The 11553-nt window shown below is 65.7% G+C and carries 12 protein-coding genes; 11 read left to right on the forward strand and 1 reads right to left on the reverse strand.

Annotated elements, in window-relative coordinates:
* Positions 1-102 precede the first annotated feature (102 nt).
* From BLP73_RS18610 to BLP73_RS18620, 3 genes are read left to right on the forward strand one after another with little or no spacing between them, the layout of a single operon-like run.
* Positions 103-423, forward strand: a complete 321-nt coding sequence (locus BLP73_RS18610; RefSeq protein WP_029032387.1) for a hypothetical protein — start codon at positions 103-105, stop codon at positions 421-423.
* A 38-nt stretch (positions 424-461) separates the two neighbouring features.
* Positions 462-1502 (forward strand): patatin-like phospholipase family protein, encoded by a 1041-nt coding sequence (locus BLP73_RS18615; RefSeq protein WP_029032388.1) that lies wholly within the window; start codon positions 462-464, stop codon positions 1500-1502.
* Entirely contained in the window at positions 1447-3000 is a 1554-nt protein-coding gene (locus BLP73_RS18620) for a GntP family permease (protein WP_245686761.1), read from the forward strand. The genes BLP73_RS18615 and BLP73_RS18620 overlap by 56 nt, the downstream gene beginning before the upstream one ends.
* A 7-nt stretch (positions 3001-3007) precedes the next feature.
* Here BLP73_RS18620 and BLP73_RS18625 read toward each other — a convergent pair whose 3' ends face one another.
* Positions 3008-4303 (reverse strand): MgtC/SapB family protein, encoded by a 1296-nt coding sequence (locus BLP73_RS18625; RefSeq protein WP_090748470.1) that lies wholly within the window; start codon positions 4301-4303, stop codon positions 3008-3010.
* Between the two features lie 62 nt (positions 4304-4365).
* On the opposite strand from BLP73_RS18625, the gene BLP73_RS18630 reads away from it, so the two are divergent.
* From BLP73_RS18630 to BLP73_RS18665, 8 genes are read left to right on the forward strand one after another with little or no spacing between them, the layout of a single operon-like run.
* A complete protein-coding gene (locus BLP73_RS18630; RefSeq protein ID WP_090748473.1) occupies positions 4366-4899 on the forward strand; it encodes a Na+/H+ antiporter subunit E in 534 nt (177 codons plus the stop codon).
* Positions 4896-5180, forward strand: a complete 285-nt coding sequence (locus BLP73_RS18635; RefSeq protein ID WP_029032390.1) for an MrpF/PhaF family protein — start codon at positions 4896-4898, stop codon at positions 5178-5180. Before BLP73_RS18630 ends, BLP73_RS18635 begins: the two co-directional genes overlap by 4 nt.
* Positions 5177-5470 carry a cation:proton antiporter gene (locus BLP73_RS18640; RefSeq protein WP_043540309.1) on the forward strand — a complete coding sequence of 98 codons (294 nt, stop codon included), beginning with the start codon at positions 5177-5179 and terminating at the stop codon, positions 5468-5470. The genes BLP73_RS18635 and BLP73_RS18640 overlap by 4 nt, the downstream gene beginning before the upstream one ends.
* On the forward strand, positions 5467-6423 hold the full coding sequence (locus tag BLP73_RS18645; RefSeq protein ID WP_029032391.1) for an MnhB domain-containing protein: 957 nt from the start codon (positions 5467-5469) through the stop codon (positions 6421-6423). Before BLP73_RS18640 ends, BLP73_RS18645 begins: the two co-directional genes overlap by 4 nt.
* Before the next feature lies 1 nt (position 6424).
* Entirely contained in the window at positions 6425-6742 is a 318-nt protein-coding gene (locus BLP73_RS18650; RefSeq protein ID WP_043540310.1) for an NADH-quinone oxidoreductase subunit K, read from the forward strand.
* Positions 6739-8217: a complex I subunit 5 family protein gene (locus BLP73_RS18655; RefSeq protein ID WP_058096212.1), complete on the forward strand. Its 1479-nt coding sequence runs from the start codon at positions 6739-6741 to the stop codon at positions 8215-8217. The genes BLP73_RS18650 and BLP73_RS18655 overlap by 4 nt, the downstream gene beginning before the upstream one ends.
* A complete protein-coding gene (locus BLP73_RS18660; RefSeq protein WP_058096213.1) occupies positions 8214-9692 on the forward strand; it encodes a complex I subunit 5 family protein in 1479 nt (492 codons plus the stop codon). Before BLP73_RS18655 ends, BLP73_RS18660 begins: the two co-directional genes overlap by 4 nt.
* Entirely contained in the window at positions 9689-11380 is a 1692-nt protein-coding gene (locus BLP73_RS18665) for a complex I subunit 5 family protein (protein WP_052341703.1), read from the forward strand. The genes BLP73_RS18660 and BLP73_RS18665 overlap by 4 nt, the downstream gene beginning before the upstream one ends.
* The last annotated feature ends 173 nt before the right edge of the window (positions 11381-11553 follow it).

Consider the following 11553-nt stretch of genomic DNA (forward strand, 5'->3'; position numbering starts at 1 on the left):
TCACGCCCTACGAATACATCTGCAAAATCTGGACATCCGAGCCAGACAGATTCATCCTAAACCCGATCCACCAGATGCCGGGACTGAACACCTAGCGCACATGTGTTCATCGTCCATGCACTGGAAGACGCCCAGGAAAACGATCACGGGAATGCCGAGGATCGGATTCGTTCCCACGTCGAACGCATCCTGGCGGAACTGGCCGGAACCGGTGTCGAGGTTCCCGCACAGTTCGACCTCATCCTTCGCAGCGGCGGCATCCTCGCGGCGATGATGGCCGTCGAGAAAGAGTTTTCTCCCGACCTCGCTGCGTTCGGGCGCACCGCGCGCACCGGGCTTAAGGCCCTGATCCAGGGCAGCGACGGCCAATTGCTTCTGGCGCATCAGCGCAGCGATTGCCTGGTCGGGCCGAAACTGTCATAGGCAGACGAATATTTGCCGAGCTGTCAGGATGTGACCCATTGCCCAAAAAGAAAATCCGCATCGATCTCGCCCTGCAGGGCGGAGGCGCCCATGGCGCCTTTACCTGGGGCGTGCTCGAACGTTTGCTGGAAGACGCGAGGATCGACATCGCCGGCGTCAGCGGCGCCAGCGCCGGGGCGATGAACGCAGCCGTCCTGGCGCACGGGCTGGCGACCGGCGGGCGCGCGGGCGCGCAGCGGGCGCTCTGGGCCTTCTGGAAGGGTGTCAGCCGGGCGGCGACGGGCGGGATCGTCCCCTCCGATCTCTTCGGCGGATTCTTCGCGCCCTGGTCACCGGCAACCTGGGCGAAACCCTTCCTCGCTGCATCCAAGGCGATGATGTCGCCCTACCAGTTCAACCCGCTCAACGTGAACCCGCTCCGGCGGCTGCTCGAGGATCAGATCGATTTTGCCGCGCTGACCGATCCTGCGGCGCCGCGGCTCTTCGTCTCGGCCACCGATGTGCGCAGCGGCAGGACGCGGCTGTTCCGCAATGATGACCTCAGCGCGGATGCGCTGATGGCCTCGGCCTGCCTGCCGATGCTGTTTCAGGCGGTCGAGATCGGCGAGGACGCCTATTGGGACGGCGGCTATACCGCCAACCCGTCGATCCTGCCCCTGATCGAGGAAAGTCCCGCCAACGATCTGATGCTGGTCACCGTCAACCCGTCGCGGCGCGAAGAGGTGCCGAAGACACCCGGCGACATCGTCGGGCGGCTGAACGAGATCACCTTCAACACCAACCTCGTCAGCCAGATGCGCAGCGTGGCGATCCTGCGCCAGCAGCTGGAACTCGACCGCGCGCCTCCCGCCCGATACAGTCAAACCCTGTTCCGTCAGGTGGAAAAGCTGCGCGTGCACCGCATCCACGACGATGCCCAGATGGCCGGCAAGGGCTCGCACAGCAAGATGAACACCGAATGGCGGTTCCTGATCCGCCTGCACGGCATCGGCTGGCGCGCAGCGGACACCTGGCTCGCGGCCCATGGCGGCGATCTGGGCAAACGGTCATCGCTCGATCTTGCCGCGACCTATTGCTGAACAAGGAACCTCCACCATGCTTGATGCCGCCATCGTCGTCGCCGTCCTCGGTCTCCTGATCTGGCTGGCCTATCGCGGGATCAGCGTACTGGTTCTGGCGCCTGTTCTGGCGCTGCTGGCGGCCGGACTGTCCGGGCAACCGGTGCTGGCCACACTGACGCAGATCTTCATGCAGGCCGCGGGCAACTTCATCGTGCTGCTGTTCCCGCTGTTCCTGCTGGGTGCGGTCTTCGGGAAGATGATGGAGGCGAGCGGGTCAGCCACGTCCATCGCGCGGGCTACCACCGGCTGGCTGGGGCGCGAACGCGCGATCCTCTCGATCGTTCTGGCCTGCGCGATCCTGACCTATGGCGGTGTGTCGCTGTTCGTGGTGGCCTTCGCGGTCTTTCCCGTGGCCGCCGCGCTGTTTCGCGAGGCGGGCGTGTCGCGCCGTCTGATCCCGGCGACGATTGGGCTGGGTGCCTTCACCTTCACCATGACCGCCCTTCCGGGTACACCCGCGATCCAGAACCTGATTCCGATGCCGTTCTTCGGCACCACACCCTTCGCGGCACCCGGTATCGGCCTCATTGCGGGCGCCGTCATGCTGGGGGTGGGCCAGGCCTGGCTGAGCTGGCGTGAACGCAGTTTGCGACGGGCGGGGGAAGGGTACGAAGCGCCGGCCGCGGCCCTGCCCGAGGGCGGTTCGACCCTGCGCCGCGAGATCCGCGAGCGCGCCCAGGGCGAGGGCTTCGACACGCTGGAACTGTCGCCCCTCGACCGAAGTGAGGCCCATGGCATGGCGCAATCGGACCTGCCGGGCTTTGGCATCGCCGCCCTTCCGATCGTGCTGGTCGTGGCGCTGAATCTCGTCATGCTGAACCTTGTCCTCCCCGCGCTTGACACCGCCTATCTGGCCGAACCGCCCTTTGGCCCCACGACGCTGTCCTCGGTGCAGGGCATGTGGGCGATCATCGCGGCGCTGTCGCTGTCGATCCTGGCCACCTGGGCGCTGAACCGGCGGCGGCTGGCCGCGCCGGGCAAGACATTGTCGGAGGGTGCCAATGCCTCGGTCCTGCCGATCTTCAACACGGCCGCCCTCGTGGGGTTCGGGGCGGTCATCGCGGGCCTGCCCGCATTCGAGGTGATCCGCAATGCGATGCTGGGGATGGCACCGGGGAACCCACTGATTTCGCTCGCGATCTCGGTCAGTGTGCTGGCCGGAATCACGGGCTCGGCGTCCGGCGGCATGGGCATCGCGCTGCAGACCATGGGTGAGACCTATCTTGCCTCCGGTGCCGCTGCGGGCATCTCGCCCGAGCTTCTGCACCGCGTCACCACGATTGCGACCGGCGGTCTGGATGCGTTACCCCATAACGGGGCGGTGATCTCGCTTCTGACCATCTGCGGGCTGACCCACCGCGAAGCTTACGGCGACATCTTCGTCGTCGCCGTGCTGGGGCCGATCCTGTCGCTGGTGGTCGCCATCGCGCTGGGGACGATGCTGGGCAGTTTCTGAGCGGACCCTATTCGACCAGTTCCTCGGCGGTATCGACAAGCCAGTCCCAAACAACACCGCCGATCCACCAGGCTGCCCAGAGTGCTGCCAGTTGCGCGACCAGCCCCAAGATCACCGCCCGCCGGAAGGATTTATCCGCGCTGCTCCGCGCCACCCATGTGCGGACCAGAGTGTTGGCCGTCAGGGCGGCCGCCAGCGGCAAGGTGCCGTCGATGGCCGGAATCTGCCCTGCTGCCACCAGCGATCCAAGGGCCACGACCGCGGAGTTGGTGCTGACGAGACCCGCAAGCGCGATGGTCACCAGGATGGCGGCATTGCCGAAGATGTCGTTCAGCGTCGCCGAGAAAACCATGACCGTCGCGACGATGGCCGCGAACCTGACCGCGCCCCAGACCGAGAAAACCCGGTTCGGCAGCTCCATCTTGGCTGGCTTCAACTCACCGCCAAGGGTGCGGAAGAACATCAGCGCGCCGATGCCTGCCGCCATCAGGCCCATACCGACCAGGAGGGGTATTCCGGTGCCCAGCATCGCGGGGCTAAGTGCGGCAAGGATGATCCCGTTCTGGGCCAGCGAAGACACCGAGGACAGCGTCGCGCCCGTCGCGGCGCTGGTTGCGTCCTCGGGCTTTTCGCCCGCCCGCTTGCCCAGGGTGGCGATGGTGGCAAGGCTGGACACGAAACCCGACAGGAACCCGCTGACCGGCAGGCCGAGGCGCACGCCCACGACGCGCGTTGCGACATGACCGGCCGCCCCGATCAGCATGACCAGAACTACCATCAAGAACAGGTTGCGCGGGTTCAGCGCACCGCCGGGCCCGATATCGACATTCGGCAGCACCGGCAGGATCACCAGCGCCGAGACACCCAGGATCAGCCCGTCGCGCAACTCGGGCGGAGTCAGGATCTGGCGGCTGAACCCGTGCAAAACCTCGCGCGCGGCCAGCAGCGAGGCGATGACCAGCGCGACTGCCGCCGCCAGCATGGCGGTGACCGTGGCCATCGCACCCAGCACAACCACCGCGACCAGCGCGAAGCTGGTGGTCAGTCCGGTCGTCGGATCGCCCCGCTGCGCCACCGACACCAAGCGCGTCACGGCCACCGCAATGACCGCCACCGCCAGCAGCGGCACACCGCCCGCCATTATGCTGAGCGCGCCGATGAGCGCGGCCAGGGAGAAGCTGCGCACCCCGGCAGACGCGGCCTTGTCGCCGGCCTGTGCATTCTGTTCCCGTTCAATGCCGATCAGGAGCCCGATACCAAGTGCTTCGGCCAGCGCAAAAAAGGATTCTACATCACTCTCCATAACGCTATCGTATTCAACGACACCAAGTCAGCAAGGGAAACTAATTCACTTTCGCTCTTCAAATGCCTGAGAACGCAGGCTATACCTCAAGAAAAGATCGTGATGGGGTGGCGGTCTCTTTGACAGGTTTGTTCAGATTCATGCTCTTTGCCGGGCTGTGGCTGGCCCTATCCGGCGGCGTTGCTTCGTCGCTGTGGTTCGGCATTCCCGCGGCACTTGCGGCCACGGTGCTTAGCCTTTGGCTATACCCCGCAACGCGTCCAGGGCTGCGACCCCACAGGGCATTGGTTTTTGGACCGTCGTTGCTTGCGCGCGGGTTTCTGGGGGGGCTCGACGTGGCCCGCCGCGCGCTCGACCCGCGACTGCCGGTTGGGCCTGCCTGGGTGACCCTGAATTTGAAGAACAGGCCGGATGAGTTCCGTGTGCTTCTGGGCGGCGTGATCAGCGTGCTGCCGGGAACACTCGCCGCGGCATCTTCCAAGGGTGAGCTGGATGTCCATGTGCTACAGGCCGAAGGTTTCGAGATCGACAGCCTGCGCACCGAGGAGGCACGGATCGAAAAGGTGCTGACGGCGGGCGGAGGACGGACCGAATGACCGGGCTGTTCTATGCCGCCGCGATGGCGCTCCTTGTGACGGTTGCTCTGGCCCTGGTCCGCGCCTGGAAGGGACCCGGCACGATCGACCGGATCATGGCGGCGCAGTTGGTGGGCACCGGCGTGATCGGAGTTGCGCTGACGCTCGGGGCGGCACGGGGCGACGCCACCATGCTGGATGCCGCGCTGGTCGCGACGCTTCTGGCGGCATTGGCCGTGGCGGCTTTCGTGGCGTCACGAGCCCCGCGCGGAGCCCGGAAGGACGGCGAGGACCGGTCATGACCGGGCTGGAGTATGCGATTGCCGGCCTTCTCTTTATGGGCGTGTTCTTCTACGCGGCGGGGTCTTTGGGCCTCTTGCGGTTCCCCGACTCCGCGTCGCGGCTGCACGCGCTGACTAAGGCCGACAATGTCGGGCTGGGGCTGGTGGCACTGGCGGTTGCGCTGCATTGGGGCTCGGTCGCGGTCGCCGCTAAAATCGCAATCGTTTGGCTTTTTGCCATCTTCACTGCCGGGGCGACGGCGCAGGTCTTGGGGCAAAGCTCCAAGGACGAGACGGACCCGCGACCGTGAGCCTCGTTTTCGACCTCGTCCTGTGTCTGATGATCCTGGGCACGGCCGCCGCATCGCTTTTGATGCGAAGCGCCCTGGGCGGCATCGTCTTTTTCATCGCCTTCGGCAACCTTCTGGGCATCGCATGGCTGTCGCTGGGCGCGGTCAACGTGGCCTTGGCCGAAATCGCCATCGGCGCGGGCGTGACCGGCATCCTTCTGATCCTGGCCCACGCGCGGCTGAGTGCCATGGGCGACCCGGTGGAATGTGAGCCCACAAGCCCCTGGATGCGGGCGGCGGTCGCGGTGATCTGTGGCGGGCTGATCGTGCTGTTGTCGGTCGCCGTTCTGTCGATTTCTCCGACCGACCGTATGGGGGCGCAGATTGCCACGCTCATGCCCGCACTCGGCATCGAGAACCCTGTGACCGGTGTGCTTTTGGCATTTCGCGCCTACGACACGCTGCTGGAGACCTTCGTGCTGCTGGGGGCGTTGGTGGCGGTCTGGGCCATTGCCCCGCCAGGCGGCTGGCCGCAACGTCCGGCATCCCTTGCCATCGCGACGCCCGTGTCCCTCACTGTGATCGGCACGTTCTCCCGCGTTCTTCTGCCGGCGTCCCTTGTCATGGCGGCCTACCTTGTCTGGACCGGGTCCGACCTGCCTGGGGGCGCATTCCAGGGCGGCACCGTGCTGGCGGGGGGCATTCTGGTGGCGGCGTTGGGCGGGGCGATTGCCCTGCCGCGCGCGGACGACATGCGGCTGCGCTCAGTCCTGGTGCTTGGTCCGGCGATGTTTCTCGGCATCGGGCTTGGCGGAATAGCCCTTGGCCGGTTCCTGTCCTACCCCGTGGGCCTTGAAAAGGCGCTGATCGTGGCCATCGAATATGCGCTTGCGCTGTCCATCGGGGCCACGCTGGCGCTTCTTGTCGCGGGCAAGCCGGTGCCACCCGCCGCCGTTCAGGAAGGCGGGGACTGATATGGAGGCACTCGCGACGGGTCATCTTTTTGCGCTGACCGGGGCCGTGCTGGTAGGGCTGGGGCTGTTCGGCTTCATCACTCTGCGCCATGCGCTGCGCCAGCTTCTGGCGGTCAATGTCTCTGGCGCCGGTGTGTTCCTGATGCTCGGCGGGCTTGGCCGTGGAGCGGCAACAACCGACCCCTTCCCTCAGGCGCTGGTCATCACCGGAATTGTCGTTGCCGTCGCCCTCACCGCATTTGGTGCTGCGCTCATTCTGCGACAAGCCGAAGAAGACCACGCCGCGAAAGAAGACGATGAAAGGGGCGGCAAGACATGAGTCCCCTCGATCTTCTTGTTGTCGCGCCACTGGTGTTCATGGTGCTGTCGCTGCTCGCTGGCGGGTGGCAACGGTCGCTGCTTGCGCTGGCGATCGCGACCATGGCGGCGCTGTCGGTCTGGCTGATGACGCTCGACCCGGGAACCGCCCATGTCGTCGGCGGGTGGGAGTTGCCGCTCGGTGTGCTTTTGCGCGCCGATGGGCTGGCGCAGATGCTGGTGCCCGCGGTGACGCTCACCGCCGGGTTGACAGGCCTCTACGCTCTGCACCAGTTCGCCCCGGAGAGCCATGCGAGCAACGCGCAAACGGCTGCTTTCTGGCCGCTCTACTACCTGATGTGGTCGGCGGCGAACGCCGCGTTCCTGACGACCGACCTCTTCAACCTCTATGTCACGCTGGAAATGGCCAGCATCGCAGCCGTTGCCATGGCGGCGATGGGGTCGGTCCGGGCGGCGCTGCGCTATCTTCTGATCGCTCTCCTGGGCTCGATTTTCTACCTGCTGGGCGTCGCGCTGATCCTGTCGCGCTATGGCACCGTGGATGTCACGCTTCTGGCCGGCATGGCCGAGGCGGATTTTGCGACCGCTCTGGCGCTCGCGCTGATGACCGGTGGCCTTCTGGTCAAGGCCGCGCTCTTTCCGCTCCATGGCTGGCTGCCGCCGGCCCATGCCGCCGCCCCTGCCCCGGCGAGTGCGCTTTTGTCGGGGCTTGTGGTCAAGATCGGTTTTGTCATCACGGTCCGGCTCTGGTTCGAGGGGCTGGCCGCGGCGGCCACACCCGCGGGCCTGCATGTGCTTGGCGGGATCGGCGCGCTGGCGATCCTCTTCGGGTCGCTTCAGGCGATCCGGCAGGAGAGCCTGAAGGCGCTTGTCGCCTATTCGACCGTGGCCCAGATCGGCTATCTGTTTCTCGCCTTCCCGTTGATCGCGGGGGCGGGCCATGCCTGGGCGGGCCTGTCGTTCCATGCCGTCGCCCATATGATCGCAAAGGCGGCGATGTTCCTTGCCGCCGGGCTGATGCTGAAGGCGGCGGCGGGGCCGCGCATCGCCGATCTGGCGGGGCTCGCCCGCGCGATGCCGCTGACCGTGACCGCCTTCGGGCTGGCGGCGGTGTCTCTGATGGGGCTGCCGCCCTCGGGTGGGTTCAGCGCGAAGTTCCTGCTGGTGGACGCGGCCCTTCGCCAGGGCCAAGCCATTCACGCGGCGGTCATGCTGATCGGCGGACTACTGGCCGCCGTCTACCTGTTCCGCCCGCTGGCGGTGGCGTTTTCCGGCAGCGAGACGCCTGCGGTGCCCGCAAAGGCCCCGTCGATGGTTGCGGCACCGCTTGCTCTGGCGCTGGCGGCGTTGCTGCTGGGCTTTGCGGGCGGTCCACTGGCGGAGCTGGCCACGGGCGGGGCGCCTGCCACCGTCGCGCAAGAGCCGCCGCCATCGCTAGAAAACACGGTTAAAACGGCTTCGGAGGACGCGCAATGACGGCGTTCCTCCCCCTCGCGCTGCTCACGCTGCCGCTTGTCGCGGCTCTGATCAGCTTCGCCATGCCCGAAGCCCGGGCAGTCTGGCGCGACGCCTCGAACATCCTCTTCGCCCTGGTGAAACTCGCATTGGTGGGATTCCTGCTGCTCCAGGCGCAGGGCGGGGTTGATTTCGAATGGCGCTACGAGTTTCTGCCGGGCCATGATTTCGTGTTGCGCGTCGACGCCATTGCGCTGCTCTTCGTCACGCTTTCGACGTTTCTTTGGCTGATCGCCACGATCTATGCCATCGCCTATTTCGAGCGGGGCCCGAACCTTGCCCGCTTTTTCGGGTTCTTCAACCTCTGCGTCCTGTCGGCGACCGGCGTCGCGATCTCTGGCACCGCGATCACCTTCTTTTTGTTCTACGAGCTTCTGACGCTGGCGACCTGGCCGCTTGTGGTGCACAAGGGCGACGAAAAATCGCTGACCGCGGGCCGCGTCTATCTCACCTATACGCTGGCGGGCAGCGCCGCCTTTCTCGCCGGCATCCTCTGGCTGAAAGCACTGGTTGGCCCCCTTGAATTTGCTGCACCGCCAGACCTGTCGCCCGTTCCAACGCTCACGTTGATCCTGATCTTCGTTCTCCTTATTGGAGGCCTCGGCGTAAAAGCGGCACTCTTGCCGTTTCACGGCTGGCTGCCGCAGGCCATGGCCGCGCCGGCCCCGGTCAGCGCACTTCTGCACGCGGTCGCAGTGGTCAAGGCGGGGGCCTATGGCATATTGCGGGTGGTCCATGACATCTATGGCGCTGGCACCGTCGCCGATCTGGGCCTCGGCCTGCCACTGGCGTTCTTGGCCTCCGCGACGATCCTTTACGGGTCTCTGCGCGCCGTGATGCAGAACGACATCAAGAAGCGGCTGGCCTATTCCACCGTCAGCCAGGTCAGTTACATCGTCCTTGGTGCAAGCCTCGCGGGGCCCATCGCAGCGGTCGGCGCGCTGGTCCACCTGGTGCACCAGGGGATCATGAAGATAACGCTCTTCATGTGTGCAGGCGCCCTGGCCAACAGGCTCCATATCAAGGCCGTAACCGAGCTCGACGGAGCCGGACGACTGATGCCGGTGACCATGGCGTCATTCACGATCGGCGCGCTTGGCATGATCGGGGTTCCGCCGGTCGCGGGCTTCATCTCGAAATGGTACCTGGGATCGGGCGGGCTGGAAGCGGGCGATGCCTGGGTCATTGCCGTGTTGGCCGGATCGTCGCTACTGAACTCGGCCTATTTCCTGCCGCTGCTCTACCGGGCCTGGCTGCTTCCGCCTCAGGGCGACCATGCTCCGGTCGCCGAACTCACCGGCGGCTGGAACCGGATGCTAGTCCTGCCCGCGGCAGTGACCGCGCTGGCCTCGCTGGGTGCGGGGCTCTTCGCCTCATTCCCCTTCAGCCCGCTGGAATGGGTCAGTCTGATCGTGGACGCGGGGTATCTCAGATGATCGGGATCGAGCCTGCGCTCCTCTTGTCAGCAGCGGCGTTCTGGCCGCTTGCCCTCGCCATGCTCTGCGTCCTGCCGAAACTCGGGCCGCGCATGATCACGGCACTCCCGCTTGCCCCCCTGCCCGCGCTCGCCGCTGCCATCTATGCACCAAGCGGAACGGAATTCGGCCTCCCTTGGCTCTTGCTCGATGGAGGAATTCGGCTGGATGACACCCGCGCCGTTTTTCTTGGGGGTGCCGCGATTTTGTGGACACTCGCCGGACTTTATGCGGCGCGTTACCTGCAAAACGACCAGAGAGCGGCAGGCTTTGCGCTCTTCTGGAACCTCGTTCTTGCCGGTAACGTGGGTGTTTTCATCGCCGCGGATGCCGCGACCTTCTATGTCTCCTTCGCGCTTGTGTCGCTGATGGCCTATCCGTTGGTGATCCATGATCGCAAACCCGCATCGCTTCGGGCGGGCGCGGTTTACATCGTGCTGGCCGTTATCGGTGAGGTGGCTCTTTTCGCCGCGTTCCTCATGGGCAGCGCGGCGGCGGGTGGGTCGATCCTGATCGCCGATATCCGCGACACCTTGGCCGGCCCCGGCACCGATCCCCTGATCCTGTGGCTCCTGATCGCGGGTCTCGGGATCAAGGCGGGGCTGATGCCGCTCCATATCTGGCTGCCGGTGGCGCACCCGGCCGCCCCGGTCCCTGCCTCGGCGGTGCTATCTGGCGCGATCGTCAAGGCGGGTATCTTCGGCCTCCTGGCCTTCCTGCCCTGGGGCACGACCTGGCCGATCAGCGGGACAACGCTTGCCCTGATGGGGTTTGCGGGGCTGTTCATCGCTGCATTGCTCGGGGCCGCCCAAAGCAATCCCAAGACGGTCCTTGCCTATTCAACGGTCAGCCAGATGGGGCTGATCATGGGGGTTTGCGGGGTCGCTCTGGCCACCGGGTTGCCCGCTGCGGCTTTGCTGCCGATACTTGCGCTCTATGCGCTGCATCACGGGCTGACGAAAGGTGCGCTGTTTCTGGGCGTGGGCATGGCAAGCGTTTGGCTGCGCAACTCGCGCCCGTTCTTCCTGCTGCTCATGGGGGCGCTCGCGCTGTCGCTGGCCGGGCTACCGCTGACCGCGGGGGCGTTGGCGAAGGCTGCGGTGAAAGGCCCCGCGGGCGAGATCGGCGCCGCGCTGATCGGGTTTTCGGCGCTGACCTCGGGGCTGGTGCTGGCGCGGCTTATGTTCACCCTGCCATCCGCGACACCGGACAAGAACCCGCCCCCGGCCATGATGTTCGCATTTCTGGCGCTGGTGATCGCGGCGCTGTCCGCGCCGTTTGTCGTCTATGGACAAATCCTCGGAACCGATCCGGACCCCACTGCCGATCTTGCGAAGAAAATCGTCGAGGCCTGGCCCCTCGGGCTTGCCGTGATCCTGGCCGCAGCGGCCGCGGCGGTCGGGATGCAGGCGCCCCGTATGCCCGAAGGCGATCTGCTCGAACCGCTCCGCCGGACCGCGTTGCTGGCCATGGCCGCATTCCACGCGATGTCTGATACCAAGGCCAGTTCCGACATCTCTACTGAGACAGACGACGCCCCACCGGCACTTACGAACATCGAGCGGATTCAAGCCGCCTTCGCCGACCGTGCCGCGACGGCGGTCGCCTTCGCCCTGATTTCCGGGGGTCTGTTTTTTGCGCTCATTTGACGGCCCATACGTTGCTGTTGTGGACCGCCTTCGGCCGAAAAGACGGAAACATGCCTTGCAGCCGACGAGCAACAGCCCCCTAGGTGTTTGATCCCAGGGTTTGATGGTGCGATCCTTTCTCGTGAATGGAAGGAAGCATTATGGGCCAGGTTCGTCATGGAAGCGCCACGACC

This window comes from Paracoccus tibetensis (assembly GCF_900102505.1).
GTDB lineage: Bacteria > Pseudomonadota > Alphaproteobacteria > Rhodobacterales > Rhodobacteraceae > Paracoccus > Paracoccus tibetensis.

Excerpts from the sequence above, each read along its gene's own strand:
- BLP73_RS18620 (WP_245686761.1), top strand. The coding sequence starts at position 1,447 with ATGGCGGCGATCTGGGCAAACGGTCATCGCTCGATCTTGCCGCGACCT.
- BLP73_RS18625 (WP_090748470.1), bottom strand. The coding sequence starts at position 4,303 with ATGGAGAGTGATGTAGAATCCTTTTTTGCGCTGGCCGAAGCACTTGGT.
- BLP73_RS18630 (WP_090748473.1), top strand. The coding sequence starts at position 4,366 with ATGCCTGAGAACGCAGGCTATACCTCAAGAAAAGATCGTGATGGGGTG.
- BLP73_RS18635 (WP_029032390.1), top strand. The coding sequence starts at position 4,896 with ATGACCGGGCTGTTCTATGCCGCCGCGATGGCGCTCCTTGTGACGGTT.
- BLP73_RS18640 (WP_043540309.1), top strand. The coding sequence starts at position 5,177 with ATGACCGGGCTGGAGTATGCGATTGCCGGCCTTCTCTTTATGGGCGTG.
- BLP73_RS18650 (WP_043540310.1), top strand. The coding sequence starts at position 6,425 with ATGGAGGCACTCGCGACGGGTCATCTTTTTGCGCTGACCGGGGCCGTG.
- BLP73_RS18655 (WP_058096212.1), top strand. The coding sequence starts at position 6,739 with ATGAGTCCCCTCGATCTTCTTGTTGTCGCGCCACTGGTGTTCATGGTG.
- BLP73_RS18660 (WP_058096213.1), top strand. The coding sequence starts at position 8,214 with ATGACGGCGTTCCTCCCCCTCGCGCTGCTCACGCTGCCGCTTGTCGCG.
- BLP73_RS18665 (WP_052341703.1), top strand. The coding sequence starts at position 9,689 with ATGATCGGGATCGAGCCTGCGCTCCTCTTGTCAGCAGCGGCGTTCTGG.